This window comes from Enterobacter sp. BNK-22 (genome assembly GCF_048684805.1).
In the GTDB taxonomy this organism is placed as follows: Bacteria; Pseudomonadota; Gammaproteobacteria; order Enterobacterales; family Enterobacteriaceae; genus Enterobacter; species Enterobacter quasiroggenkampii.
In genome coordinates, this window is the sequence record NZ_JBLQTT010000001.1 from 3414975 (window position 1) to 3440711 (window position 25737).

Below are 25737 nucleotides of genomic sequence, written 5' to 3' on the forward strand. Positions count from 1 at the left end.
CTAATCCATTTTCTGCGGCATGCCACCTAAAAAAATGCCTCAAAATGGTCTGGTCAGCACCTTGCCCCTGCGCTTTCTTTGATCTTCTGCGGCTATTTGATCGATTCAGCTGTAGTAAAATTACGCAAATTTTGACTCTTGAGCATGAGGTTGTCGCAATGTCGGTTTCTAAAAAACCTATGGTACTGGTGATTCTGGATGGCTATGGCTACCGTGAAGACAGCCAGGATAACGCTATTTTCAACGCCAAAACCCCGGTCATGGATGCCCTGTGGGCAAAACGTCCGCATACGCTGATTGACGCGTCTGGCCTGGAAGTGGGCCTGCCGGACCGCCAGATGGGCAACTCCGAAGTCGGTCACGTTAACCTGGGCGCCGGGCGTATTGTGTACCAGGACCTGACGCGTCTGGACGTTGAAATCAAAGAACGCACCTTCTTCTCCAACCCAACGCTGTCAGGCGCGGTTGATAAAGCCGTTGCCGCTGGCAAGGCCGTTCACATTATGGGCCTGCTCTCTGCCGGCGGCGTTCACAGCCACGAAGATCACATCATGGCGATGGTTGAGCTGGCCGCTGAACGCGGTGCGGAAAAAATCTATCTGCACGCCTTCCTGGACGGCCGCGACACGCCACCACGCAGTGCAAAAGGCTCCCTGAAAGCCTTTGAAGACAAATTCGCCGCGCTGGGTAAAGGCCGCGTGGCCTCCATCATTGGTCGTTACTACGCCATGGACCGCGACAACCGCTGGGATCGCGTTGAACAGGCCTATGATCTGCTGACCCTGGCAAAAGGGGAATTCCAGTTCGCGACCGCCGTTGAAGCCCTGGAAGCAGCTTATGCACGTGATGAAAACGACGAATTCGTGAAAGCATCCGTGATCCGTGCTGAAGGCCAGGCCGATGCCGCGATGGAAGACGGCGATGCGCTGATCTTCATGAACTTCCGCGCTGACCGCGCGCGCGAAATCACTCGTGCGTTCGTCAACAGCGACTTCGACGGTTTTGCCCGTAAGAAAGTGGTAAACATCGACTTCATCCAGCTGACCGAATACGCGGCAGACATCAAAGCCCCATGCGCTTACCCACCTGCCTCGCTGGCCAATACCTTCGGTGAGTGGATGGCGAAGAACGACAAAACGCAGCTGCGTATTTCCGAAACGGAAAAATACGCGCACGTGACCTTCTTCTTTAACGGCGGCGTTGAAGAGCCGTTCAAGGGCGAAGAGCGCATTCTGATCAATTCCCCGAAAGTCGCCACCTACGATCTGCAGCCAGAGATGAGCTCTGCAGAATTGACTGAAAAACTGGTTGCGGCCATCGAGAGCGGTAAGTACGACACCATCATCTGTAACTACCCGAACGGCGACATGGTCGGTCATACCGGGGTGATGGAAGCGGCAGTGAAGGCGGTTGAAGCGCTGGACCACTGCGTTGAGCAGGTGGCGAAAGCGGTTGAATCCGTTGGCGGCCAGCTGCTGATCACCGCGGATCACGGTAACGCTGAACAGATGCGCGACCCGGCGACCGGCCAGGCACACACCGCCCACACCAACCTGCCGGTTCCGCTGATTTATGTGGGTGATAAATCAGTGAAAGCCGTAGAAGGCGGCAAGCTTTCTGACATCGCGCCAACCATGTTGTCGCTGATGGGGATGCCGATCCCTGAAGAGATGACTGGTAAGCCGCTGTTCATCGTGGAATAATCGCTCCCCATGAGGGGAAAGGCGATTTTTTCAATCACATGGGTCGTGAAGCCGCTTAGGTTATCAGTCAGACCTCTGTTTTACGCCAGCGCACTCAGCGCTGGCGTATTGCTGTGCGCCGCATCCGCCCACGCGGATGACCGCGACCAGCTGAAATCCATTCAGGCCGATATCGCCGCCAAAGAGCGTGCGGTACGCCAGCAGCAGCAGCAGCGCGCCGCCCTGCTCGCCCAGCTTAAGCAGCAGGAAGAGGCCATCTCCGCTGCCACGCGTAAACTCCGTGAAACGCAAAACACCCTTGCCCAGCTGAATAAGCAGATCGACGAGATGAACGCGTCGATTGCCAAACTCGAGCGCCAGCGCGATGCGCAGGAGCGCAATCTTGCGGCACAGCTTGATGCCGCATTCCGCCAGGGTGAACATACCGGACTCCAGCTGATCCTCAGCGGCGAAGAGAGCCAGCGCGGCCAGCGCCTGCAGGCCTACTTTGGGTATCTGAACCAGGCGCGTCAGGAGACGATCGCGCAGCTGAAGCAGACGCGCGAAGAGGTCTCCACGCAAAAAGCCGAACTGGAAGAGAAGCAGAGCCAGCAGCAGACGCTGCTCTACGATCAGCAGGCCCAGCAGGCGAAGCTCGAGCAGGCGCGCAACGAGCGTAAGAAAACCCTGGCCGGTCTCGAGTCCTCGATTCAGGAAGGACAGAGCCAGCTGAGCGAAATGCGCGCCAACGAATCCAAACTGCGTAACAGCATCGCCCGTGCGGAAGCCGCGGCGAAAGCGCGCGCCGAAAAAGAGGCTCGCGAGGCGCAGGCCGTTCGCGACAAGCAGCAGGAAGCCTCCCGCAAAGGTACCACCTACAAGCCAAGCGAAAGTGAACGTTCCCTGATGTCGCGTACCGGCGGCCTGGGCTCACCTCGCGGCCAGGCTTTCTGGCCCGTTCGTGGTTCAATTCTGCATCGCTATGGCGAACAGCTGCAGGGTGAGCTACGTTGGAAAGGGATCGTTATCGGTGCGTCTGAAGGTAGCGAAGTGAAAGCGATTGCCGATGGTCGTGTTATTCTGGCCGACTGGCTGCAGGGTTACGGACTGGTGGTGGTAGTCGAACACGGTAAAGGTGATATGAGCCTTTACGGCTACAACCAGAGCGCGCTGGTCAGCGTCGGCACGCAGGTGCGCGCGGGCCAACCCATCGCCCTTGTGGGCAGCAGTGGCGGTCAGGGCCGCCCGTCACTCTATTTCGAAATTCGTCGTCAGGGTCAGGCGGTCAATCCACAGCCGTGGTTGGGAAGATAAGTTTTGCTTCAATTTCGTCGAATCGTTTTCTCCGTCGTCAGCGCGCTGGCGCTGGCTGCACCGGTATACGCAGGTAAGCTCGCTATCGTGATTGATGACTTTGGTTATCGTCCGCACTATGAAAATCAGGTGCTGGCGATGCCGTCAGCCATCTCCGTTGCCGTCCTGCCAAATGCCCCCCACGCGCGTGAGATGGCGACCAAAGCCCACAGCAGCGGGCATCAGGTTCTCATCCACCTGCCCATGGCCCCGCTCAGCAAGCAGCCGCTGGAAAAAGATACTCTGCGCCCGGATATGAGCAGCGAGGAGATCGAGCGCATCATCCGCGACGCCTACAACAAGGTGCCGTATGCCGTAGGGCTGAATAACCATATGGGCAGCGCGATGACCTCCAGCCTGTACGGGATGCTAAAAGTGATGCAGGCGCTGGAGCGTTACAATCTCTACTTCCTCGACAGCATGACCATCGGCAACAGCCAGGCGATGCGCGCCGCTCAGGGAACGGGCGTAAAGGTGATTAAGCGCAAGGTGTTCCTGGATGACACCCAGAACGAAGCCGATATTCGTATGCAGTTCAATCGCGCGGTACAGCTGGCCCGCCGCAATGGTTCGGCCATTGCCATCGGTCACCCGCACCCGTCGACCGTCCGCGTCCTGCAGCAAATGCTGCCGACCTTACCTTCCGATATCACGCTGGTGCGCCCGAGCGATCTGCTTAACGAGCCGCAGGTGGATACCTCTACGCCGAATTCTGCGCAGCCCGTGCCGACTGCACCGCGTAATCCGTTCCGCGGCGTGAAACGCTGCGTACCGAAGCAGCCGCTTGAACCGGTCTACGCGACCCGCTTCTTCTCTGTCATCGGAGAAAGCATCAGTAACAGTACGCTGGTGAAATACGTCCAGCAGCAGTGGCAGGGATGGGGTAAGAAAGCCTGACCGCCTGACGCTTATTTCGCAATCTGAGAGTCCGTCTGCTCATTCGCAACGGGCTCTTTTTTCTCCTGATGCTGATACCAGGATTTGAAATACTTCAAAAAGCTGTAGGCTGTAGCATACAGACCCGTCACGACCCCAACCTTGCCCTGACGCCAGGCTCCGCTGAACAGATACCATTTGAAGAACGCCCCGATGGCGCTGATGATGCCGCGTCCGATCGAAGGGCGAGCCGGCTGGTACTTCACCAGCCGGGTGGTGTAGCTGTTGAGCTTGTTGAACACTTCATGAAGGTTATAAAACGTGTCGTGACGCACCCGCCCCGGCATTTTCATGGCGACAATCTTGCCTTCAACTTTGTCATCCACGGGTCGTTGGTTGAAGCGAGCCTGGGTACGATTGAACAGCCGCACCGGGAAATCAGGAGAGGAAACAGGGTAGATTGTACGCACCTCCTCACCCAGCACGTGCCAGTACCGGGCGATACGCCAGGCGCGATCGGCGGAAGGTTCATCCCCGGCTTTCAGGGTCAGAATAAAGTCGACAGTCTCCGCGTCCAGAATCTCGTCGCTATCCATGCAAAGCACCCAGTCATTGCTCGCCAGATCGATCGCATGGTTCATCTGCACGCCATGCATAGCATAGGGGTGATGATGAAGGGAGAGCCCGTACTCGCGGCAAATAGAAAGAGTGGCATCCGTACTGCCGGAATCCAGAACGACAATTTCATCTGCCACCGTCAGCAGCGGAGGAATCACCTCGCGCAGCAAACGCGCAGAATTACAGGTCAATAAACAAACGGTAAGCTTGAACATAGGCGCTGTAAACTTAAACGGATAATCAACAAACTTTATAAGTGTGCGGGTAAAAAAGCGAAGGAAAAATCGAAATAATCTGATTGCGGATGTAAGAAACGTGAAGAGGTCGTAAAAAAAGCGCCCGAAGGCGCTTTCTCTGTTACTCCCAGCTCAGGATCACTTTCCCTGACTGGCCGGAACGCATCGCGTCAAAGCCCTGCTGGAACTCATCGATGGAGAAACGGTGAGTAATAATCGGGGACAGATCCAGACCGGACTGAATCAACGCCGCCATCTTGTACCAGGTCTCAAACATCTCGCGGCCATAGATACCCTTGATGAACAGCCCCTTGAAGATCACTTTGTTCCAGTCGATAGACATATCCGACGGCGGAATGCCCAGCATCGCGATACGACCACCGTGGTTCATGGTATCGAGCATGGTGCGGAACGCCGGCGGCGCGCCGGACATCTCCAGGCCCACGTCGAAGCCCTCGGTCATGCCCAACTCTTCCATCACGTCGGTCAGGCTCTCTTTCGAGACATCCACCGCGCGGGTGACGCCCATTTTGCGCGCCAGCGACAGGCGGTATTCGTTCACGTCGGTGATCACGACGTTGCGTGCACCCACGTGCTTCGCCACGGCCGCCGCCATGATGCCGATTGGGCCCGCACCGGAGACCAGCACGTCCTCACCCACCAGATCGAAGGAGAGCGCCGTGTGTACCGCGTTGCCAAACGGGTCGAAGATGGAGGCCAGATCGTCAGAGATATTGTCCGGGATTTTGAAGGCGTTAAAGGCCGGGATCACCAGATATTCCGCGAAGCAGCCCGGACGGTTCACGCCCACGCCGATGGTATTGCGGCACAGGTGCGTACGCCCACCGCGGCAGTTCCGGCAGTGGCCGCAGGTAATATGGCCTTCACCGGAAACGCGGTCGCCGATTTTGAAGCCTTTCACTTCCTGGCCGATACCCACCACTTCACCGACATATTCGTGACCGACAACCATCGGTACAGGAATGGTTTTCTGCGACCACTGGTCCCAGTTGTAGATGTGAACGTCAGTACCGCAGATAGCTGTTTTACGAATTTTGATCAGCAGATCGTTATGACCGACTTCCGGTTCCGGCACGTCGGTCATCCAAATCCCTTCTTCCGCTTTCAGTTTGGATAACGCTTTCATCATACGTCCTCAGGCAATGACGCCCAGCTGTTTACCGATGCGGGTAAAGGCTTCCACCGCACGTTCAATTTGTTCAGGCGTATGCGCCGCAGACATCTGGGTGCGGATACGCGCCTGACCTTTTGGTACCACCGGGAAGAAGAACCCGGTGACATAAATCCCTTCTTTCTGCAGTTCGCGGGCAAATTGCTGCGCCACGACCGCATCGCCCAGCATCACCGGAATGATCGCATGATCGGCACCGGCCAGGGTGAACCCTGCTGCGCTCATTTTTTCACGGAACAGACGGGCGTTAGACCACAGACGGTCGCGCAGCCCGGCACCGGACTCCACCATCTCCAGCACTTTGATAGAGGCGGCAACAATCGCCGGCGCCAGGGAGTTGGAGAACAGATACGGACGGGAGCGCTGACGCAGCCACTCAACCACCTCTTTGCGCGCAGCGGTATAGCCGCCGGATGCGCCGCCGAGCGCTTTGCCCAGCGTACCGGTGATGATGTCCACGCGGCCCATGACGTCGCAGTATTCATGGGAGCCCCGGCCGTTTTCGCCGACAAAGCCCACTGCGTGAGAGTCATCAACCATCACCAGCGCGTCATATTTATCTGCCAGGTCACATACACCCTTCAGGTTGGCGATCACGCCGTCCATGGAGAACACGCCGTCGGTGGCGATCAGCACATGGCGAGCGCCCGCTTCACGAGCCTCTTTCAGGCGCGCTTCCAGCTCAACCATGTCGTTGTTGGCGTAGCGGAAACGCTTCGCTTTGCACAGGCGCACGCCGTCAATGATGGACGCATGGTTCAGGGCGTCGGAGATAATGGCATCTTCTGCGCCGAGCAGGGTCTCGAACAGGCCGCCGTTGGCGTCAAAGCAGGAGGAGTACAGAATCGCATCTTCCATTCCGAGGAAGGTTGCCAGCTTTTGCTCAAGCTGCTTGTGGCTGTCCTGGGTTCCGCAGATAAAGCGTACGGAGGCCATGCCGAAGCCGTGGGTATCCATGCCGTTTTTGGCAGCGGCAATCAGCTCAGGGTGATTCGCAAGACCTAAGTAGTTGTTCGCACAAAAGTTGATCACATGGCTGCCGTCGGCAACGGTGATGTCCGCCTGCTGGGCAGACGTGATAATACGCTCTTCCTTGAACAACCCTTCCGCACGTGCGGTCTCGAGGTCGCTGTTTAACTGTTTGTAAAAATCACCACGCATTGCAATTCTCCAGACTCGGCAAATTTCGGGACATATTACCCAAACCTATAGTTCATGACGAGATGACACGTCATCTCTTGTCGTTTTTGCAGCATAAATCACGTGTACCCTTGCGCTATGTCGGTGAATGGCTGAAGGGCAGCCATACTAATGATATGATAGAAACATTAGCGTCCGGGATTGTCCCCGGGCTCCACACTTCAAAGGTTACAGTTATGATCATCGTTACCGGCGGCGCAGGCTTTATCGGCAGCAATATTGTTAAGGCTCTCAATGACAAAGGCATCACCGACATCCTGGTGGTTGACAACCTGAAAGACGGCACCAAGTTCGTTAACCTGGTGGATCTGAACATCGCTGACTACATGGATAAAGAAGACTTCCTTATCCAGATTATGGCAGGTGAAGAGTTCGGCGAGATCGAAGCCATCTTCCACGAAGGTGCCTGCTCGTCCACTACCGAGTGGGACGGCAAGTACATGATGGACAATAACTATCAGTACTCCAAAGAGATCCTGCATTACTGCCTGGAGCGTGAAATTCCGTTCCTGTATGCCTCTTCTGCTGCCACCTACGGCGGGCGCACCTCGGACTTCATCGAGTCCCGTGAATATGAGCAGCCGCTGAACGTCTACGGTTACTCCAAGTTCCTGTTCGACGAATACGTACGTCAGGTACTGCCAGAAGCGAACTCGCAGATCGTCGGTTTCCGCTACTTCAACGTCTACGGACCGCGCGAAGGCCACAAAGGCAGCATGGCGAGCGTGGCGTTCCACCTGAACACCCAGCTGAATAACGGTGAAAGTCCAAAACTGTTCGAAGGCAGCGACGGCTTTAAGCGTGACTTCGTCTACGTGGGTGACGTGGCCGCCGTAAACCTGTGGTTCTGGGAAAACGGCGTGTCCGGCATCTTCAACCTCGGTACCGGCCGCGCAGAGTCCTTCCAGGCGGTGGCTGACGCCACGCTGGCGTACCATAAAAAAGGCAGCATCGAGTACATTCCGTTCCCTGACAAGCTGAAAGGCCGTTACCAGGCGTTCACGCAGGCCGATCTGACTAACCTGCGCGCCGCAGGTTATGACAAGCCGTTCAAGACCGTTGCCGAAGGCGTAACGGAATATATGGCCTGGCTGAACCGCGACGCGTAAGTATGAGAATTCTGGTGATCGGCCCGTCATGGGTGGGCGACATGATGATGTCGCAAAGTCTCTATCGCACGCTCAAGGCGCGTTATCCCCAGGCGATAATCGACGTGATGGCACCCGCGTGGTGCCGTCCGCTGTTATCGCGTATGCCGGAAGTGAATGAAGCGATCCCGATGCCGCTCGGCCACGGAGCGCTGGAGATTGGCGAGCGCCGCAAGCTCGGCCATAGCCTGCGCGAAAAGCGGTACGATCGTGCGTATGTCCTGCCCAACTCCTTTAAATCCGCGCTGGTGCCCTTCTTTGCGGGCATCCCGCATCGCACCGGCTGGCGCGGCGAAATGCGCTACGGTCTGCTGAACGATGCGCGGGTGCTGGATAAAGCGGCCTGGCCATTAATGGTGGAGCGCTACGTGGCGCTGGCCTATGACAAAGGCGTGATGCGCAGTGCGAAAGACCTGCCGCAGCCGCTGCTCTGGCCCCAGCTTCAGGTTAACGACGGTGAAAAATCCCAGACCTGCAGCGCGTTTGGCCTTTCGTCTGAACGCCCGATGATTGGCTTCTGCCCTGGCGCCGAGTTCGGTCCGGCAAAACGCTGGCCGCACTACCACTATGCGGAGCTGGCGAAACAGCTGATCGACGAAGGCTACCAGATTGTCCTGTTCGGTTCGGCAAAAGACCACGAGGCGGGTAATGAAATTCTCGCCACGCTCAGCACCGAGCAGCAGGCCTGGTGCCGAAACCTGGCCGGTGAAACGCAGCTTGAACAGGCCGTTATTTTGATTGCCGCCTGTAAAGCCGTAGTAACGAACGACTCCGGATTAATGCACGTTGCTGCCGCGCTGGATCGTCCGCTGGTGGCGCTGTATGGCCCAAGCAGCCCGGACTTCACGCCTCCGCTTTCCCATAAAGCGCGCGTCATCCGCCTGATCACCGGCTACCACAAGGTGCGCAAAGGCGATGCTGCAGAAGGCTATCATCAGAGCCTGATCGACATTACGCCAGCACGCGTTCTCGAAGAACTCAACGCACTGCTGTTGAGCGAAGAAGGATAACGAATGCGGGTATTGATCGTTAAAACCTCTTCGATGGGTGATGTTCTGCATACGCTGCCGTCGCTGACGGACGCCATGCGGGCCATCCCAGGCATTCGTTTTGACTGGGCGGTGGAAGAAGGCTTCGCGCAGATCCCCACCTGGCATGAAGCGGTTGACCGCGTGATCCCGGTGGCGATTCGCCGCTGGCGGAAAGCGTGGTTCTCCGCACCGATTAAAGCCGAACGCAAAGCCTTCCGCGAGGCGGTGCGGGAACAGCATTACGACGCCATCATTGACGCGCAGGGGCTGGTCAAAAGCGCCGCGCTGGTAACGCGTCTGGCACACGGCGTAAAGCACGGGATGGACTGGCACAGCGCCCGCGAACCGCTGGCGAGCCTGTTTTATAACCGCCACCACCACATCGCAAAGCAACAGCACGCGGTGGAACGTACCCGCGAGCTGTTTGCCAAAAGCCTGGGCTATGCGAAACCGGAAACCCAGGGCGACTATGCGATTTCCCGGCATTTCCTGCACGCCTCATCGCAGAAAAGCGATCCTTATCTGATTTTCCTTCACGCGACAACCCGCGATGACAAGCACTGGCCGGAAGCGCACTGGCGCGAACTGATCGGCCTGCTGGCAAGCGCGGGGCTGCGTATCAAACTCCCGTGGGGTGCACCGCACGAAGAGGCACGAGCCAAACGTCTGGCAGAAGGGTTTGATTACGTGGACGTTCTGCCGCGCATGAAACTTGACGGCGTCGCTCAGGCGCTGGCAGGCGCTACGGCTGTAGTCTCCGTGGATACGGGCCTCAGCCACCTGACAGCGGCGCTGGACCGTCCTAACATCACGCTTTACGGCCCAACGGACCCGGGGCTGATCGGCGGCTATGGAAAAAATCAGTATATCTGCCGCCCGGAACACTCATCGCAGTTGAGCGATCTCAGCGCCGCTGCGGTATTTGCGCAATTAGAGCCTTTGCTGGCAGCAGAGAGAGCCTATGTCTGATTTTTTCTCAGCGGAGCGCCCGCCAAAGCGCGTGCTGATTATTAAGCTTCGTCACCACGGTGACGTTCTGCTTACCTCGCCGGTGTTTACCGTGCTGAAAAAGAACTGGCCGAACGTGGAAGTCGATGCGCTGGTTTATGACGATACCCAGGCGATGCTGACCAGCCATCCGCATATCGACCAGGTGCATACTATTGGGCGCAACTGGCGCAAGAAGGGCTGGTTTGAACAATTTCGCCTCTACCGCGCCCTGCTGAATACCCTGAAAGGCCGTCAGTATGACGTGCTGATTAATCTGACCGAACACTGGCACGGCGCGCGTCTGGCGCGTCGCCTGAAACCGCGTGTCTCCGTCGGCTTTAAGCCGGATAAACGCGGGGGCCTGGCACGTCGTCGCTGGGTGAAATCGTTCACCACGCTCTACCCGGCCATTCAGGACAACAGCCGCCATATGGTGGAAGTCAATCTGGATGCCCTGCGCCGAATCGGTATTCATCCGCAGTCCGACGAAGACAAGCATACGCTTTTTGTGCCTGGTGACGCGGCAGAAGCCTCTGTGGCCGAAAAACTGGCCGGGTTTGGGCTCACGAGTAAATCCTACATTCTGGTTCACCCGACCTCGCGCTGGATGTTTAAGGCCTGGGATATCAAAAAACTGGCAGCGACCATTGATAACCTGGCGGCGCGCGGCCTGCCGATCGTCCTTTCCGCCGCACCGTCAAAAGAAGAGAAGGCCTACATGGATGAGCTGCGCGCAGCCCTCACCCAGCCGGTCTTTGATTTAAGCGGTCAGCTGAACCTGAAAGAGCTGGGTGCGCTCATGAAGCACGCCCGGGTGTACTTCGGCGTGGATTCCATGCCAATGCATCTTGCGAGCGCCGTCGGTACGCCAACCGTCGCCATCTTTGGCCCTACCGGCGCCATCAAATGGGCACCGTGGGGGGTAAATTATCGTGTGATTGTGGCCGGGTTTACCTGCCAGCCGTGCGGCAAAGCGGGCTGCGGAGACAGCGGTGTCTCTGACTGCATTACGGCTATTACCCCACAGCAGGTGCTGAGCGCAATCGATACGATGCTTCTGGAAACGGAAACCCCTGCATGAAACTGGCCATTGTTCGACAGACCTACAACCCCAACGGTGGCGCAGAGCGTTTTGTCTCACGTGCGCTGAACGTGCTGGCGCAGGATACCTCCCTTGATGTCACGCTGATTGCTCGCCAGTGGGAGGATGCCGCAGGCTGGAAAACGTTGACGGTCAATCCGCCGTTTCGCAATCGCATCGCGCGTGAATCCGGTTTTGCCGTCGAAGCCGCCGCGCATTTTGAGCAGTTTGATATTGTGCAAAGCCACGAACGCATACCGGGTGCCACCATCTTCCGGGCGGGCGACGGTGTTCACGCCACCTGGCTTGAGCAATATGGTCGTATTCTGTCGCCACTGGCGCGTTGGGCGCAGTCTCTGAGCCGTTATCACCGCTACATTCTGCAGGCCGAGTCGCAGATGTTTACCCATCCGCAGCTGCGCAAGGTGATCTGTAATTCGAAGATGGTTCGCGATGATATCGCCCGTCGCTTCGGACTGTCGGAAGACAAGCTGACGGTGATCTACAACGGCGTAGACACCGTTCAGTTTAGTCCTGAGGTCCGCGCCCTTTCGCAGCGTGATGCGCTGGGTATTCCCCGTAACGCACCGGTACTGGCGTATGTTGGGTCAGGCTTCAGCCGCAAAGGCGTCGCCACCGCGCTGCGCGCTATTGTGGCGCATCCTGACGTCTGGCTGCTGATTGCCGGCCGTGATAAACATGCGCGGAAGTTCGAAAAGCTGGCGCAGGCGCTGGGAATTTCCTCTCGAGTGAAGTTCCTGGGCCCCGTAGCCAACGTGTGTGAAGTGTATGGCACGGCTGATGCCCTTATCCTGCCGACGCTCTACGATCCCTTCCCGAACGTCTGCGTGGAAGCCCTGGCCTGTGGTTTGCCACTGCTCACCAGCCACGGTTGTGGTGCGGCGGAGTGGATAACCGAGGGTCAAAACGGCTGGGTACGCGATGCGCTGGACAGCGAAGGTTACCAGCACGCCATCTCGCTGTGGCTAAAAGGCCGTGAACAGGGTGTCGATTACGCCGCTGCCGCGCGTGCGACTGCGGAACCTTTCACCCTGGACAGAATGGCCCGAGAGCTACAAACGCTTTATCGCGATTTGCTGCGCTGAGCGGCATCGGAGAAGACCTTCTCCATCGCATCCAGCATACATTCGCGGGTAAAGTGCGTGCTCAGGTAGTCATACCCCTGTTGCGCGAGCGTCTCGCGAAGGGCTGAGTCGGCATAGAGTTTCATTATGGCATCGCGCAGTGCGTTTTCGTCGCGCTGGGCGACCAACAATCCCGTCTGCCCGTTAATCACCGCATCCCCCGTTCCACCGGCGTCCGTCGCAATGGTGGCAATACGGGTGGCTAACGATTGCAGGACGCCCTGCGGCACACCTTCCATATCATGCGAAGGACTCAGCGCAATATCAAAGGCCGGAAACCAGCGTTCCGGATCGGGTTGATGTCCCGCCATAACCACGCGCTGCTGTAATCCCAGCGCGGCGATTTCCTGTTCCAGCGTCGCCTTGTGCGGGCCTTCGCCGACAATCGCCAGCTTGATGTGTGGATTGTCGATTTTCGCCAGGGCGCGCAGCAGTACGCTATGGCCTTTGTTCGGGCGCAAATGCGACACCACGCCCAGCCAGAAATCGTCTCCAGACAAGCCACAATGCACGCGGGCTTCTTGCTTATCTGCCGGGTGAAAGCGTTGCGTATCGACCCCGCTTGGCACCGACGTACTCTGGGACATCGGCACGCCAATATTTGCGACCTGATGGCGCAGCGCCTCCCCGGTAGTCACGATGTGCGCGCAGGCGGTGCGGAACAGCCAGCGTGTCGTCCAGTTGTTACGCGGAACGCCGGACGCATGACGGGTTCTAACCAGCGGTACGGGGTTGGAGAGCGTCAGATTCGCCAGCGCCACCAGCCAGGTATCGGCAGAGTTATGGCTATTGATGACGTCAATCGACTGACGGTTATCCTTCAGCCAGCGACGCAGCAGCTGCAGGTTTTTAAGGTTCTTACGCTTCAACGGCATCGTGACCACCGTCAGACCGGCACTGCGTGCCAGCGCGTGGAGCGGCGCAGTTTCCGGACAAAGGAGAGTCACCTGATGGCCACGCTGAATCATCCCAAGCGATTCGTTGATAATGCGCAGAGGCTGCCCGCCTTTGCCGCCGTCTGCTTCAGTGTGAACAATGTGCATATATTTCCTGTCGTTTAGCTGAAACCGCTGTCCTGGCTGCCGATTATATACGTGGGTATTACGATAATGCACAGGCGGATTAATCTTGCTTACAAACATTGTCCTTCTGTAGTTATGGCTTATGTGGTAATTTTCTCAGGCTTTTATTCCACTCAAAATCAGTGGAATCTGCGTATGGCATTGTTAACTAACCGGTATTAACGCCGAGATCCTTTACCAGTACCAAAATTATGACAAATACTCGTAACATCCTGACAGGTCTTTTAGTACTGTCTGTACTGGCTTTATGTTTTATCTGGCCAATCCCAAACGATCAGCTACCTTTTCATCGTAATGGACTGATTTATCCTAATATTGTGGTGGCGCTCGGTCTTTTCTTTAGCTCCTCAGTGGCGAGAAAAGCGCTGGACTTAAACAAAATTAAGTTCGTGCTTATTGTGCTCTGGGCATTGACCTTCTTTATCCTGATTAACGGCTTTTTTGTCGCGCCAGATATTAAAGAAATGGTGTCGACCTGGGATGGTCAGTGGTTACGCCCGGTATTGCTTTTCTGCGCGGGTCTGGTGTTATTACCGGTAATTCAGGAGCGCTTCCCCTCTTTATCGGCAGCCCGTTTCTTTACTCTCGTCGTCCTTTTTTTCTGGGGCGTCGTCTGTATCCATCTCCTTGATACCGTCTGGCTTTACTGGCGAGACGGCGTAATCCACTGGGGCGAAACGCGGATTGTTTATAACCGCACGCGCATGAGCTTCCAGATCAATATGATCACCGGTTTCCTGCTCGCCGAACTGCTTGCGCGCGGCCTGCTTCATCAGCGTTTCTTACGCCTGAAGACACCGTTCCTCGCCTTTATGCTGCTGTGTAACCTTGTCTGCACGGCGTTAGTCGATACCCGCTGGGGAACGATCGGCCTGGTTGGCAGCCTGTTCTCCACTTTCATTCTGCTCAGCCTGCACAGCATGCGTCGCAGCCGGGTGTTGCTCACAGGCGGCATTCTTTTGGGCATTACTATCGCTTCTGCGCTTCTGGGCTATGCCTCCTGGAAAACCGATCCGCGCTGGCAAAGTCTGGAAGATGATGCGGTAACAGGCTGGAACGCGCCTTTTACCAGTTTTTGCTATAACAGAACCAACGGAACTGTACCGACTAACGATCTAGGCCGACCAATGGACCACTCCAACGGCTGTCGCGCGAGCTTCTTCCATCAGGGATGGAAACTGGTGGGTGAACATCCTGCGGGAATGGGGCCTCGCAAAGAGGCCTTCCGTTACGTGCTGCGTCGCGACACGCAGGACAACCGCATTAACATTCCGCACAGCCACTACGGCCTGATTGAGTTTGGTATCCAGAACGGGGTTGCGGGCATTGCAGGCTGGCTGATTCTGCTGGCAGGCTGCTGGTACATCGGCTGGCGCGAGTTCCGCCATGGCAATATGATGGCAGGCATGTTCTTGCTGCTGTTTACGGTTGGTTTCTTCTCCCGCACCATGGTTGACCACAATTTGAAAGATCACTACCTGGAACAATATATGCTGTTAACCGGGTTACTTGTGGGAATGTGCGCGTTACGACCCGCTAAACGGACAGAAACAACCTCCTGATAGCGTATATTGCGCCGATGATAACAGGCATCGGCGCAACGTTACCCATCAGAACTCTTTTGCCTGCCGGCTGTCGAAAAGCCATTGCACATTGCTGTATCGCTCGTTAGCCGCATCTCACCGCGTTAAATTACGGAGTAAGCATGTCTGGAACGCCTCAATTAAGCCTCGTTGTCGCCGTCTATAATGGCGAGAATTTCCTGAGCGCTTTTTTTGACAGCATAAAGAAACAGAATCTGCCCAGCCTGGAACTTGTTATTGTTAATGACGGCTCAACTGACGGCTCCGCAGATATCATCGCCCGCTACGCCAGTGAATTCAGTCATTTTAACGTCATCAACCAGCCCAATGGGGGTGTCTCTGCGGCCCGTAATACCGGTCTGGCCGTGGCTACGGGCGAGTACGTCGCGTTCCCGGATATTGATGACGTTATCTATCCGGGTATGTATCCGCGCCTGCTGGAGATTGCACTCGCCGGGCAGTTGGACGTCGCGACCTGCAACGGTACCTATATTTATGATGACGGACGCCCGTCGAAGAAGATTTTCCCTTCAGATAAACTTGCGTCAACCGGCGTGCTGGACGGCCCGACCTGGCTGCAGATGGCGCTCGAATCGCGCAAGTTCCTGCACGTAACGTGGCTGAATATCTATCGACACGCCTTTATCAAAGAGCAGGGCTTCAGCTTTGAACATGGTCTGCGCCATCAGGACATCCCCTGGACTACGGAAGTGCTGCTCACCGCCAGACGCGTGCAGTATATTGATGAGGTCTATTACGATTACCTGATCCATTCCGCTTCCGTTTCCCATACGCCAGGCACGGACGACACGCGCATGCGCTCTTCGCGCCATTACATGAAGATTCTGGAGATGCTGGACGCCATCAACAAACGCTATCCGGAACAGGTGAAACGCGTACCCGCCTGCCGCTGGCAAATCGCCAAAGAGGGTCTGGGGATCCTGCATAGCATTAACAACATTGACGATATGGCCAAAAAACGCGAAATCACCCGTGAGCTTTTCGATCGCGGTATCTGGACGCTGATTTGGCAAAATGCGCGCGGCTTCCGCCAACGGTGGCGTCTGGGACGTCGCTACTTCCGTCTTAAAAAACTGGCTGGCTAACGGAAATTATGAACAAACTTAAATTACACGCGGTTTCCCGCGCGGATTTCATCGCTAAAAACTACGCAGATTTCCAGACCCTTCTGGATAACCATGTCAATCCTGACGACATTCCGGAGCGATTTTATTGCGGTGGTCGCGGAGGCTGGACGTTTCAGACCACCCTGGCGCTGAAGCACTATTATGGTGATGCAATCGAATGTTCGTTTGGCTCTGAATGCAGGCCGGATGCCATTAACCTGATGCATAACGATGACTTTGGTTCCCGAGTGAAGCCGTGGCGTGGCTTCACCGTAGTCGCGCGTGCGGACCGCCCTCCCGTCATTGGCGCAGATGTTGTCGTCGACCAGAATCCGGAAGTGGACAATCATAGCAATCGTATCTTCGTCCCCTACTGGCCACAGCCGGGCGTAAAACCGCGTGAGCGCAACGACGAGACAATCAAAACCGTCGCATTCTTCGGCCGTGTAGACAGTTTCCCGGACCAATACCGCGAAGGGAACTTTAAGCAACGCCTTGCCGAACAAGGTATCGAGCTACGCATCTCGTTCGATAACTGGACAAACTACCAGGACGTGGACGTGTGCATCAGCTTCCGCAAATCACACGATCATAAACTGGCGCGTAAGCCTGCCAGTAAGCTCATTAACAACTGGCTGGGGAAAACGGTGATGGTCTGCGATGACGAGCCGTCTTATCGCGCGATCCGTGAAAGCGAGCTGGACTACCTGATCGCCAAAAACCCTGATGAAGCCTTCGATGCCATCATGCGTCTTAAAAATTCCCCTGAACTGTATCGTCAGATGCGCGAACAGGGTGAAAAACGCCTACAGGTCTATTCCCGCGAAGCGGTCGCCGCACGCTGGTACGCCCTGTTTGAGGATATCTGGCGTAAAGGATTGCACAATCGTCCTACGGTAGTTCGCGCACTGCGCTTTGGTTTTGGTAAAGCCATTCGCCCGCTGACTAAAAAGTTCTGATCGGAATAGAGCCCTTCCATGTTCAAAACAACGACACACTCTTCGTTCACCCCACGCAGCAATCTGTTGCGCACCCTGGGGTTGACGCTGGCATTCTTGCTGCTGTTCTCGCTCTCAGAAATCATCATTCTGCTGAAAGATCATGTCTACCAGCCGAAATCCGGTGATATCTCGCTGTATCTGATCATCTCCCTGCTTGCCGCGGCCAGTGCGCGTTTCTTCCTGACTCGCCTGCTGCTGGCCGTGACGTTTATCGTTCAGATATCGGAAGCGGTGTACTACCAGTTCTACGGTCAGTTCTATGGCCCGAGTGAAGTCTGGCTGGCGTTCGTGGAAACGAAAGACATTGCCAGTGGGATCACCGACAGCCTGGGTTCACTGGGCATTTACTTTGGCATTATGATTGTGGCGGTCGTGTTTGCGCTGGTCTTTGCGCGTCGTCTGGCGCCGCTTTGGCACAAATGGATTGCGCTTCCTTGCCTGCTTGCCATCGTCGTGATGTTTGTCGGCCAGTTCTACAAAGCGGTCGACGGGCAGATGTACAAGTTCAACCCGGACCTGCGGCACTCCCTGCTGCGTAACGGCCTGTCTGCGATGAGCTTCAGCGCCATACGCCTGATCCCGGAAGCGATGTCAGGAGAAAACCAGAATCTGACCCATTACGATCCCTACCAGGTCAAACCTGTGAAGGATACGCGTGCGGGCAAATATTCGATTATTCTGGCGATAGGTGAAAGCCTTAACCCGCACCACGTCAGCGCCCTGGGCTACGAACGCGATACCACGCCCGAGCTGAAAGCGCTGCTCCAGCAGTATCAAGGTACAGGCCGTCTGATTGTCTCCAACGCCGTATCCACCCGCGTGGCCATCCCGATGCTGGTGAATAATCTGCGCGAGCCGGATAACTACGGGGCCTATAAATCGAAATCCACCAATATCTTCGCCAACGCGAAGAAACAGGGTTATCAGACCGCCTTTATCTCCGCCCAGGGACTGGAAGGGCTGAGCAACTGGATTGGTATCCATGATATTGATCTGTGGGAAGATACCCAGATCCGCCCGGCACCGGATGTCGGCGCAGACGTTGTTCTGACGCCATCCGTTGAGAAAGCAACGCTGGACTGGAACAAACCGTTCCTGATGGTGCTCAACAGCCGCGCTCCACATATCCCGTACGAGCGTAATATTCCGCAGGGCTTCGCGAAATTCTCTACGCCGCGTCTGAGTGATGATGTGGCGCAGAAGAAAAATGAGTATGACGATGCAGTCCGCCTGTATGACAAAGAACTCGCGTCCGCGATTCGCACCGCGCTGGCAAAATCCAAACTGCCGGTGCTGGTGTTTATCACCTCCGATCACGGGGAACGCGTGGGCGATAACGGTCTGTTTGGCCACTCGGTTGTAGAAATGCCAATTGCTCAGGTACCGTTCCTCTACTTCAGCAACGATCCAGCTTACGCCATGAAGGAGATCAGCCCGCAGATGCCGCTCAACCATTATCAGGTGGCAACGCTGATCAACAAGATGCTGGGCTACGACGTCAGTAATCCAAATCAAAAAGATGACAGCTTCTTTATCACTGGCGGTGACATTCGCGGACTTTCGGAGCGCGTAACCTACCATCTGAACGCCCTCCCCGAAGCGGAGCGCTAAACGGTGAGACAAGAAACGGGCAAGAAATTGCCCGTTTTTTTCAGGCGAATGAGCGTAACGCAGGCAAATGGGTGTCTTAAAACACCAAAGAGATAGCTTTAGACGGCTCAAATGCTTAGAATTTGCCCGCCGAAACTAAAAAAACGGATAATCGCTTGGAATTGTTGTATACCGCTCTGCTCTACATCATTCAGCCACTGGTGTGGCTGAGACTGTTGCTTCGTAGCCGTAAAGCGCCTGCGTATCGTAAACGCTGGGCTGAACGCTATGGCTTCTGCCGCAATAAAGTCGCGCCGGACGGTATTTTGCTGCATTCCGTTTCTGTCGGTGAAACGCTGGCGGCAATCCCGCTGGTTCGCGCCCTGCGTCACCGCTACCCGTCGCTGCCGATTACCGTCACGACGATGACGCCAACCGGCTCGGAGCGCGCGTTATCCGCTTTTGGCAAAGACGTTCATCACGTCTATCTCCCTTACGACCTGCCCTGCGCCATGAATCGTTTCCTGAATACCGTTCGCCCGAAGCTGGTGATTGTGATGGAAACCGAACTGTGGCCGAACATGATTTCCGCCCTGCATGCCCGTAAAATTCCGCTGGTGATTGCCAACGCGCGCCTGTCAGAGCGCTCGGCGAAAGGTTACGGCAAGCTGGGTAAATTTATGCGCCGCTTGCTCAGCAAGATCACGCTGATCGCCGCGCAGAATGAAGAAGATGCGGCACGCTTTGTCTCTCTGGGCCTCAAACGCAACCAGCTTGCAGTGACGGGCAGCCTGAAATTTGATATTTCGGTTACCCCGGAACTGGCCGCCCGCGCGATCACGCTGCGTCGCCAGTGGGCCCCGCGTCGTCAGGTCTGGATTGCGACCAGTACCCATGACGGTGAAGAAGAGATTATCCTGCAGGCGCACCGCAAGCTGCTGGAAAGCTTCCCTGATTTACTGCTGATCCTCGTGCCCCGCCATCCGGAGCGTTTCAAAGATGCCCGTGAAATGGTGCAGAAAGGCGGTTTCAGCTTCACGCTGCGCAGCAGCGGGGAGATCCCGTCTGGCAGCACCCAGGTGGTGATTGGCGATACGATGGGCGAGCTGATGCTGCTGTACGGCATTGCTGACCTCGCGTTTGTCGGCGGCAGCCTGGTGGAGCGCGGCGGTCATAACCCGCTCGAGCCGGCAGCCCACGCCATTCCGGTGCTGATGGGGCCACATACGTTTAACTTCAAAGATATCTGCGCGAAATTACAGCAGGCCGATGGTTTAATTACCGTGACCGATGCGGATTCGGTAGTCAAAGAGGTATCGACCCTTCTGACTGATGAAGATTATCGCCTGTGGTACGGGCGTCATGCCGTTGAAGTGCTGCATCAGAACCAGGGCGCCCTGACCCGTCTGCTGCAACTTCTGCAACCTTACCTGCCCCAGCGGAGCCACTGATGTCAACGCGTCTGTCGGTCGTGATGATCGCCAAAAACGCCGCCGACCTGCTTCCGGACTGCCTGGCATCAGTTGCCTGGGCTGACGAGATAGTCATTCTTGACTCCGGAAGTACGGACAGCACGGTGGACGTTGCCCGGGCAGCGGGTGCAAAGGTGTTTACCGACGCTGACTGGCAAGGCTATGGCATCCAGCGCCAGCGCGCGCAGGGGTTTGCCACTGGTGATTATGTCCTGATGCTCGATACTGACGAACGTATTACGCCAGAACTTCAGCAGGCCATTCAGGCGGTGCTTTCCTCGCCTCAGCCTGGTGCCGTATACAGCATTGCCCGTCGTAACTATTTCCTTGGCCGATTTATGCGCCACAGCGGCTGGTATCCAGACCGCGTGACGCGCCTTTACGAGCGCGAGCGCTATCAGTACAACGACAGCCTGGTTCATGAATCTCTGGCCTGCGACAACGCCCGGATCATCCCCCTGACGGGCGATTTGCTACACCTGACCTGCCGGGATTTCGCGAGCTTCCAGCGTAAACAGCTCAACTATGCCACGGCTTGGGCGCAGGAGCGTCACCAGCGCGGCAAGAAGGCCTCACTGACCGGTATCTTCACCCACACGCTGGGCGCGTTCCTGAAAACGCTGCTGCTGCGTGGTGGAGTGCTGGACGGTAAGCAGGGCTGGTTACTCGCGGTAGTGAATGCCCAGTATACTTTCAACAAATACACCGAGCTGTGGGCGCTCTGCCGCGGCTACTCAGAGAAAACGTGAGCCATGAGCACAAAAGCGATTTATCCGGGTACCTTCGATCCGATCACCAACGGTCATCTTGATATCATCACCCGTGCGGCGTGCATGTTTGACAAGGTGATCCTGGCCATTGCCGCGAGCCCCAGCAAAAAGCCAATGTTTGACCTCCACGAGCGCGTGCAGCTTGCCACCGATGCCATTTCGCACCTGCCGAATGTTGAGGTGGTCGGGTTTAGCGACCTGATGGCTAACTTCGCCCGCGCCCAGCAGGCGAACATTCTGATCCGCGGCTTACGCGCGGTGGCAGACTTCGAGTATGAGATGCAGCTGGCGCACATGAACCGCCACCTGATGCCGGAGCTGGAGAGCGTGTTCCTGATGCCCTCCAAAGAGTGGTCGTTTATCTCGTCCACGCTGGTAAAAGAGGTGGCGCGTCATCACGGGGACGTTACCCATTTCCTGCCGGTTAACGTCCACCAGGCGTTGATGGAAAAGCTAAAGTAGCCCTATTTCTGGCACTGACGGCAGTAGAACGTGGCGCGCTGGGCGTGCTTCGTGGCAATAATGGGCGTACCGCAGACTCTGCACGGTTCGCCTTTACGGCCATACACCTGCAGCTCCTGGGCAAAATAGCCCGGCTTGCCGTCACTTTGCAGGAAGTCCTTCAGCGTTGTTCCCCCCTGTTCAATCGAGCGCAGCAATACGGCTTTAATCACGCGGACCAGCAGCTCACACTCCTGCGCCGACAGCGAAGAGGCCAGCCGATCGGGATGGATCCCGGCGGCAAACAGCGATTCGCTGGCATAGATATTCCCCACGCCGACCACCAGCTTGTTATCCATCAGCCACGGCTTAATCGGGCTTTTCTTTTTCGCGCACTTCGCTTTCAGGTATTCCGCGTTAAACGCGTCTGAGAGCGGCTCCGGGCCCAGATGCGCGAGCACGTTATGCCCTTCCAGCTCTTTCGTCCACAGCCACGCGCCAAAGCGCCGTGGGTCGGTATAACGAAGCACTTTGCCGTTACTCATCACCAGATCGACGTGGTCGTGCTTTTCCGCCGGCAGTTCTTCGGTAAGAACGCGCAGGCTCCCGGACATCCCCAGATGGATAATGATCCAGCCGTCGGGCAGTTCCAGCAGCAGGTATTTCGCGCGACGCTGCACGCTAAGGACGGGTTGATCGCTCAGGGCGTGGATCTCATCGGACACCGGCCAGCGCAGACGCCCGTTACGGACAACCGCGTGAAGAATCGTCGCGCCGACCAGATGGGGCTCAATGCCGCGACGGCTGGTTTCTACCTCAGGTAATTCAGGCATGGTTCCTCCGTTGAGATGCAGAATGCAAAAAACCCCGCAGTTGCGGGGTTTTTCGATACAAGGAGACTAAAATTATTTGATTTTAGCTTCTTTGTACAGTACGTGCTGGCGTACAACTGGATCGAATTTTTTCAGTTCCAGTTTTTCCGGCTTAGTACGTTTGTTCTTCGTGGTGGTGTAGAAGTGACCTGTACCAGCAGAAGAAACCAGCTTGATTTTCTCGCGAATACCTTTAGCCATGATTTATTTCCTCTTTAAGTACTTAGTACTTTTCGCCACGGGCACGCAGTTCGGACAGAACTGTATCGATGCCTTTCTTATCGATTACACGCATACCTTTAGCAGATACGCGCAGGGTGACAAAACGCTTCTCGCTCTCAACCCAGAAACGGTGAGAGTGCAGGTTCGGCAGGAAACGGCGTTTAGTCGCGTTCAGTGCGTGGGAACGGTTGTTACCGGTCACCGGACGCTTGCCAGTAACTTGGCAGACTCGGGACATGTCTATTCTCCAAAAATCAAATTAGCTCGAGCTTCGTATGGGGTATCGGCGCCTCGTCAGGCTTTACAGCCCGGTCATCGCATAGTTCTAAGTGAACTCTCGATTGCCAGGCCCAAATGCCAAACCCGAGATTCTCAAAGGTGGCGTAGTATACGCTGACTCGGCGGTGTGCTCAAGTCCCGAACAGACAAAGATCCCGATGGATCGCGAGAAATAGCCTAAATCCAGCCATGTTCTGCAAAAGAAATGTACTCTCCGCGGCCAATTATCAGATGGTCCAGCACACGAATGTCCATGAATTGACAGCATTTGATAATGCGCTCGGTGATTTCTTTGTCCGCTCTGCTCGGTTCTGCACAGCCAGAGGGGTGATTATGCGCGAGGATCACGCCCGCTGCATTCACTTTTATCGCTTCCCGCACAATTTCACGCGGATGTACCTCAACGTGGCTTAACGTACCGGCAAAGAGGCAGCTATGTTTCAGTACCCGGTTTCGGTTATCGACAAAGATCACCATAAAGATCTCGCGCTCGATATCGGTTAACTGGCTTTGCAGGTATTCACGCGTCATCGCTGGCGTCAGGATCGGATCGTCCTTCTCCATGCGGACATTGTAAAAACGGCGGGCAAGTTCGGCAATGGCCCTCAACTGGGCATATTTCGCCACGCCGATCCCCTCAACATGCTTAAACTGCGCCAGCTCGGCGGTCAGTAAACCGTACAGCGAACCGAAACGTGCTATCAGCTCTTTTGCCAACGTAAATACCGTTTTGCCGGGCGTTCCGGTACGTAAAAAGAGCGCCAGCAGTTCATCATCTTTTAACAGGGTGACGTCGTAGCGCAGCAGTTTTTCACGCGGCAGCAGCTGCTCATCCTCTTCTTCCATGCTCTTTCTCCCTTTTTAACCGCATGCTGCCACAGGCCCATCCGGCGCTCGACGGCCACGTTGCGTTCTTGCGTAGCGTCTCGCAAAGTGGTCGAAGGACAAAATCACCCCGTTTTGGGGATTGTGATAAAATGCCCGCTCTCTGGTGAAACCCAACAGGAAAGAATCATGATGAGCCTGGCCGGTAAAAAAATCGTTCTTGGCGTGAGCGGCGGTATTGCTGCCTACAAAGCGCCGGAGCTGGTGCGTCGTCTGCGCGAGCGCGGGGCAGATGTGCGGGTCGCGATAACCGAAGGCGGTAAAGCCTTTATCACTCCTCTGAGCCTGCAGGCCGTTTCAGGATACCCGGTATCTGACAGCCTGCTCGATCCGGCTGCCGAAGCCGCGATGGGCCATATTGAGCTTGGGAAATGGGCAGACCTGGTTATCCTCGCCCCCGCCACCGCGGATTTAATCGCTCGGGTGGCGGCCGGTATGGCAAACGATCTGGTTTCCACCATTTGTCTGGCTACGCCTGCCCCTGTTGCCGTCGTTCCGGCCATGAACCAGCAGATGTACCGTAATGCTGCCACTCAGCACAATCTTGAGACGCTGGCCTCACGCGGCCTGCTTATCTGGGGTCCGGACAGCGGCAGCCAGGCCTGCGGCGATGTTGGTCCGGGCCGCATGCTCGATCCGCTAACGATTGTAGATATGGCCGCAGCCCATTTTTCGCCTGTCAACGATCTGCAACATCTCAACATCATGATTACCGCGGGCCCCACGCGCGAGCCGCTGGATCCGGTGCGCTACATCACCAACCATAGCTCCGGCAAAATGGGCTTTGCGATTGCCGCCGCCGCCGCAAAGCGTGGCGCGAACGTCACGCTGGTGAGCGGCCCGGTCTCTCTGCCTACCCCTGCGTTTGTGAAGCGAATTGACGTTACCACCGCGCTGGAGATGGAAGCCGCCGTGCAGGCACATGCGCAAAACCAGCAGATTTTTATCGGCTGTGCGGCCGTTGCAGACTATCGTGCCGAGACGATCGCCGAGGCTAAAATTAAAAAGCAAGGCGATGAATTAACACTAAAAATGGTGAAAAACCCGGACATTGTTGCCGGTGTCGCCGCACTAAAAAGCCACCGTCCATACGTTGTTGGGTTTGCCGCAGAAACGAATAATGTGGAAGAATATGCCCGGCAAAAACGTACCCGCAAAAACCTCGATTTGATTTGCGCGAACGACGTATCGCTGGCCACACAAGGATTTAACAGCGACAGCAACGCACTGCACCTTTTCTGGCAGGATGGAGATAAAGTCTTACCGCTTGAGCGCAAGGAACTCCTGGGCCAACATTTACTCGACGAGATCGTTACCCGTTATGATGAAAAAAATCGACGTTAAGATTCTGGACCCGCGTGTTGGCGAGCAATTTCCGCTGCCAACCTATGCCACCTCCGGCTCTGCCGGTCTTGACCTGCGCGCCTGTCTCGATGACGCCGTAGAACTGGCTCCGGGTGCCACGACCCTGGTTCCGACTGGCCTGGCGATTCATATCGCTGACCCGTCGCTGGCGGCGGTGATCCTGCCGCGTTCTGGCCTGGGCCATAAGCACGGCGTTGTGCTGGGTAACCTGGTGGGACTGATCGACTCCGACTACCAGGGCCAGCTGATGGTCTCCGTCTGGAACCGTGGTCAGGACAGCTTCACCATTGAACCGGGCGAGCGTATCGCACAGATGGTCTTTGTACCGGTGGTACAAGCAGAATTTAACCTGGTGGCAGACTTTGATGCCACCGACCGTGGCGAAGGCGGCTTCGGCCATTCCGGGCGCAAATAACTGCCCGACAGACACGTATCCCACAGCGTCATAATGCAATAACAAACCGCAAACGTTCGTTTGCGGTCGCTGTGTGGATGC

Annotated in this window: 25 protein-coding genes; 17 read left to right on the forward strand and 8 right to left on the reverse strand. The window is 56.3% G+C overall.

All coding sequences use genetic code 11. The annotated features are described in order from the left end of the window. Positions 1–158: 158 nt before the first annotated feature. From gpmM to ACMGGE_RS16145, 3 genes are read left to right on the forward strand one after another with little or no spacing between them, the layout of a single operon-like run. Complete coding sequence (gpmM, locus tag ACMGGE_RS16135) at positions 159–1703, forward strand: 2,3-bisphosphoglycerate-independent phosphoglycerate mutase (RefSeq protein ID WP_063622809.1); 1545 nt, start codon at positions 159–161, stop codon at positions 1701–1703. Between the two features lie 33 nt (positions 1704–1736). Next, positions 1737–2996 (forward strand): murein hydrolase activator EnvC, encoded by a 1260-nt coding sequence (gene envC, locus ACMGGE_RS16140; RefSeq protein WP_025910576.1) that lies wholly within the window; start codon positions 1737–1739, stop codon positions 2994–2996. Positions 2997–2999: 3 nt separating this feature from the next. After that, the gene (locus tag ACMGGE_RS16145) at positions 3000–3932 is read left to right on the forward strand and encodes a divergent polysaccharide deacetylase family protein (RefSeq protein ID WP_262821263.1); all 933 of its coding nucleotides are present in this window, start codon (positions 3000–3002) and stop codon (positions 3930–3932) included. A gap of 11 nt (positions 3933–3943) precedes the next feature. Here the strand turns inward: ACMGGE_RS16145 and ACMGGE_RS16150 are convergent, their stop codons facing one another. The 3 genes from ACMGGE_RS16150 to kbl form a co-directional block, all read right to left on the reverse strand. Continuing rightward, complete coding sequence (locus ACMGGE_RS16150; protein WP_045907904.1) at positions 3944–4744, reverse strand: glycosyltransferase family 2 protein; 801 nt, start codon at positions 4742–4744, stop codon at positions 3944–3946. Positions 4745–4886: 142 nt separating this feature from the next. Further along, positions 4887–5912: an L-threonine 3-dehydrogenase gene (gene tdh / locus ACMGGE_RS16155; RefSeq protein ID WP_024906616.1), complete on the reverse strand. Its 1026-nt coding sequence runs from the start codon at positions 5910–5912 to the stop codon at positions 4887–4889. Positions 5913–5921: 9 nt separating this feature from the next. After that, positions 5922–7118, reverse strand: coding sequence for a glycine C-acetyltransferase (kbl, locus tag ACMGGE_RS16160; protein WP_048028122.1), 1197 nt, complete (start codon positions 7116–7118; stop codon positions 5922–5924). Between the two features lie 215 nt (positions 7119–7333). Here kbl and rfaD point away from each other — a divergent pair, with 215 nt between their 5' ends. The 5 genes from rfaD to ACMGGE_RS16185 are packed head-to-tail and all read left to right on the forward strand — an operon-like array spanning position 7334 to position 12513. Continuing rightward, the gene (gene rfaD / locus ACMGGE_RS16165; RefSeq protein WP_008502707.1) at positions 7334–8266 is read left to right on the forward strand and encodes an ADP-glyceromanno-heptose 6-epimerase; all 933 of its coding nucleotides are present in this window, start codon (positions 7334–7336) and stop codon (positions 8264–8266) included. A gap of 2 nt (positions 8267–8268) precedes the next feature. Then, positions 8269–9315 carry an ADP-heptose--LPS heptosyltransferase RfaF gene (gene rfaF, locus ACMGGE_RS16170; RefSeq protein ID WP_262766199.1) on the forward strand — a complete coding sequence of 349 codons (1047 nt, stop codon included), beginning with the start codon at positions 8269–8271 and terminating at the stop codon, positions 9313–9315. Positions 9316–9318: 3 nt separating this feature from the next. Then, the gene (gene rfaC / locus ACMGGE_RS16175) at positions 9319–10305 is read left to right on the forward strand and encodes a lipopolysaccharide heptosyltransferase RfaC (RefSeq protein ID WP_420293951.1); all 987 of its coding nucleotides are present in this window, start codon (positions 9319–9321) and stop codon (positions 10303–10305) included. Next, positions 10298–11407 (forward strand): putative lipopolysaccharide heptosyltransferase III, encoded by a 1110-nt coding sequence (rfaQ, locus tag ACMGGE_RS16180; RefSeq protein ID WP_023618272.1) that lies wholly within the window; start codon positions 10298–10300, stop codon positions 11405–11407. Before rfaC ends, rfaQ begins: the two co-directional genes overlap by 8 nt. After that, positions 11404–12513, forward strand: a complete 1110-nt coding sequence (locus ACMGGE_RS16185) for a glycosyltransferase family 4 protein (protein ID WP_420293952.1) — start codon at positions 11404–11406, stop codon at positions 12511–12513. Before rfaQ ends, ACMGGE_RS16185 begins: the two co-directional genes overlap by 4 nt. Here ACMGGE_RS16185 and ACMGGE_RS16190 read toward each other — a convergent pair. Beyond that, positions 12492–13595 carry a glycosyltransferase family 4 protein gene (locus ACMGGE_RS16190; protein WP_420293953.1) on the reverse strand — a complete coding sequence of 368 codons (1104 nt, stop codon included), beginning with the start codon at positions 13593–13595 and terminating at the stop codon, positions 12492–12494. The two genes, ACMGGE_RS16185 and ACMGGE_RS16190, sit on opposite strands and share 22 nt — an antisense overlap. A gap of 230 nt (positions 13596–13825) precedes the next feature. Here ACMGGE_RS16190 and ACMGGE_RS16195 point away from each other — a divergent pair, with 230 nt between their 5' ends. The 7 genes from ACMGGE_RS16195 (at position 13826) to coaD (ending at position 21639) form a co-directional block, all read left to right on the forward strand. Next, complete coding sequence (locus tag ACMGGE_RS16195) at positions 13826–15196, forward strand: O-antigen ligase family protein (protein ID WP_420293954.1); 1371 nt, start codon at positions 13826–13828, stop codon at positions 15194–15196. Positions 15197–15339: 143 nt separating this feature from the next. Further along, entirely contained in the window at positions 15340–16323 is a 984-nt protein-coding gene (locus ACMGGE_RS16200) for a glycosyltransferase (protein WP_262811515.1), read from the forward strand. Positions 16324–16331: 8 nt separating this feature from the next. Beyond that, a complete protein-coding gene (locus ACMGGE_RS16205) occupies positions 16332–17303 on the forward strand; it encodes a glycosyltransferase family 4 protein (RefSeq protein ID WP_167214713.1) in 972 nt (323 codons plus the stop codon). Positions 17304–17321: 18 nt separating this feature from the next. Next, a complete protein-coding gene (locus ACMGGE_RS16210; protein ID WP_045907913.1) occupies positions 17322–18956 on the forward strand; it encodes a sulfatase-like hydrolase/transferase in 1635 nt (544 codons plus the stop codon). 155 nt (positions 18957–19111) lie between these two features. Next, the gene (waaA, locus tag ACMGGE_RS16215) at positions 19112–20386 is read left to right on the forward strand and encodes a lipid IV(A) 3-deoxy-D-manno-octulosonic acid transferase (protein WP_024906625.1); all 1275 of its coding nucleotides are present in this window, start codon (positions 19112–19114) and stop codon (positions 20384–20386) included. Further along, on the forward strand, positions 20386–21156 hold the full coding sequence (locus tag ACMGGE_RS16220) for a glycosyltransferase family 2 protein (protein ID WP_420293955.1): 771 nt from the start codon (positions 20386–20388) through the stop codon (positions 21154–21156). The genes waaA and ACMGGE_RS16220 overlap by 1 nt, the downstream gene beginning before the upstream one ends. Before the next feature lie 3 nt (positions 21157–21159). Then, positions 21160–21639 (forward strand): pantetheine-phosphate adenylyltransferase, encoded by a 480-nt coding sequence (gene coaD / locus ACMGGE_RS16225; RefSeq protein ID WP_008502695.1) that lies wholly within the window; start codon positions 21160–21162, stop codon positions 21637–21639. Positions 21640–21641: 2 nt separating this feature from the next. On the opposite strand, the gene mutM is transcribed toward coaD, so the two are convergent. The 4 genes from mutM to radC all read right to left on the reverse strand — a co-directional run bounded on the left by mutM (position 21642) and on the right by radC (position 23837). After that, the gene (mutM, locus tag ACMGGE_RS16230) at positions 21642–22451 is read right to left on the reverse strand and encodes a bifunctional DNA-formamidopyrimidine glycosylase/DNA-(apurinic or apyrimidinic site) lyase (RefSeq protein WP_032675725.1); all 810 of its coding nucleotides are present in this window, start codon (positions 22449–22451) and stop codon (positions 21642–21644) included. 72 nt (positions 22452–22523) lie between these two features. Then, a complete protein-coding gene (gene rpmG, locus ACMGGE_RS16235; protein WP_003024094.1) occupies positions 22524–22691 on the reverse strand; it encodes a 50S ribosomal protein L33 in 168 nt (55 codons plus the stop codon). Positions 22692–22713: 22 nt separating this feature from the next. Then, on the reverse strand, positions 22714–22950 hold the full coding sequence (gene rpmB, locus ACMGGE_RS16240; protein WP_002436699.1) for a 50S ribosomal protein L28: 237 nt from the start codon (positions 22948–22950) through the stop codon (positions 22714–22716). Positions 22951–23168: 218 nt separating this feature from the next. Beyond that, positions 23169–23837 carry a RadC family protein gene (gene radC, locus ACMGGE_RS16245; RefSeq protein ID WP_032675724.1) on the reverse strand — a complete coding sequence of 223 codons (669 nt, stop codon included), beginning with the start codon at positions 23835–23837 and terminating at the stop codon, positions 23169–23171. A gap of 171 nt (positions 23838–24008) precedes the next feature. On the opposite strand from radC, the gene coaBC reads away from it, so the two are divergent. Beyond that, positions 24009–25220 (forward strand): bifunctional phosphopantothenoylcysteine decarboxylase/phosphopantothenate--cysteine ligase CoaBC, encoded by a 1212-nt coding sequence (coaBC, locus tag ACMGGE_RS16250; RefSeq protein WP_086374967.1) that lies wholly within the window; start codon positions 24009–24011, stop codon positions 25218–25220. After that, positions 25198–25656 (forward strand): dUTP diphosphatase, encoded by a 459-nt coding sequence (gene dut, locus ACMGGE_RS16255; RefSeq protein WP_008502691.1) that lies wholly within the window; start codon positions 25198–25200, stop codon positions 25654–25656. Before coaBC ends, dut begins: the two co-directional genes overlap by 23 nt. Positions 25657–25737 lie beyond the last annotated feature (81 nt).

Excerpts from the sequence above, each read along its gene's own strand:
- gpmM (WP_063622809.1), top strand. The coding sequence starts at position 159 with ATGTCGGTTTCTAAAAAACCTATGGTACTGGTGATTCTGGATGGCTAT.
- ACMGGE_RS16150 (WP_045907904.1), bottom strand. The coding sequence starts at position 4,744 with ATGTTCAAGCTTACCGTTTGTTTATTGACCTGTAATTCTGCGCGTTTG.
- tdh (WP_024906616.1), bottom strand. The coding sequence starts at position 5,912 with ATGAAAGCGTTATCCAAACTGAAAGCGGAAGAAGGGATTTGGATGACC.
- kbl (WP_048028122.1), bottom strand. The coding sequence starts at position 7,118 with ATGCGTGGTGATTTTTACAAACAGTTAAACAGCGACCTCGAGACCGCA.
- rfaD (WP_008502707.1), top strand. The coding sequence starts at position 7,334 with ATGATCATCGTTACCGGCGGCGCAGGCTTTATCGGCAGCAATATTGTT.
- rfaF (WP_262766199.1), top strand. The coding sequence starts at position 8,269 with ATGAGAATTCTGGTGATCGGCCCGTCATGGGTGGGCGACATGATGATG.
- rfaC (WP_420293951.1), top strand. The coding sequence starts at position 9,319 with ATGCGGGTATTGATCGTTAAAACCTCTTCGATGGGTGATGTTCTGCAT.
- rfaQ (WP_023618272.1), top strand. The coding sequence starts at position 10,298 with ATGTCTGATTTTTTCTCAGCGGAGCGCCCGCCAAAGCGCGTGCTGATT.
- ACMGGE_RS16185 (WP_420293952.1), top strand. The coding sequence starts at position 11,404 with ATGAAACTGGCCATTGTTCGACAGACCTACAACCCCAACGGTGGCGCA.
- ACMGGE_RS16190 (WP_420293953.1), bottom strand. The coding sequence starts at position 13,595 with ATGCACATTGTTCACACTGAAGCAGACGGCGGCAAAGGCGGGCAGCCT.
- ACMGGE_RS16195 (WP_420293954.1), top strand. The coding sequence starts at position 13,826 with ATGACAAATACTCGTAACATCCTGACAGGTCTTTTAGTACTGTCTGTA.
- ACMGGE_RS16200 (WP_262811515.1), top strand. The coding sequence starts at position 15,340 with ATGTCTGGAACGCCTCAATTAAGCCTCGTTGTCGCCGTCTATAATGGC.
- ACMGGE_RS16205 (WP_167214713.1), top strand. The coding sequence starts at position 16,332 with ATGAACAAACTTAAATTACACGCGGTTTCCCGCGCGGATTTCATCGCT.
- ACMGGE_RS16210 (WP_045907913.1), top strand. The coding sequence starts at position 17,322 with ATGTTCAAAACAACGACACACTCTTCGTTCACCCCACGCAGCAATCTG.
- ACMGGE_RS16220 (WP_420293955.1), top strand. The coding sequence starts at position 20,386 with ATGTCAACGCGTCTGTCGGTCGTGATGATCGCCAAAAACGCCGCCGAC.
- coaD (WP_008502695.1), top strand. The coding sequence starts at position 21,160 with ATGAGCACAAAAGCGATTTATCCGGGTACCTTCGATCCGATCACCAAC.
- mutM (WP_032675725.1), bottom strand. The coding sequence starts at position 22,451 with ATGCCTGAATTACCTGAGGTAGAAACCAGCCGTCGCGGCATTGAGCCC.
- rpmG (WP_003024094.1), bottom strand. The coding sequence starts at position 22,691 with ATGGCTAAAGGTATTCGCGAGAAAATCAAGCTGGTTTCTTCTGCTGGT.
- rpmB (WP_002436699.1), bottom strand. The coding sequence starts at position 22,950 with ATGTCCCGAGTCTGCCAAGTTACTGGCAAGCGTCCGGTGACCGGTAAC.
- radC (WP_032675724.1), bottom strand. The coding sequence starts at position 23,837 with ATGGAAGAAGAGGATGAGCAGCTGCTGCCGCGTGAAAAACTGCTGCGC.
- coaBC (WP_086374967.1), top strand. The coding sequence starts at position 24,009 with ATGAGCCTGGCCGGTAAAAAAATCGTTCTTGGCGTGAGCGGCGGTATT.
- dut (WP_008502691.1), top strand. The coding sequence starts at position 25,198 with ATGATGAAAAAAATCGACGTTAAGATTCTGGACCCGCGTGTTGGCGAG.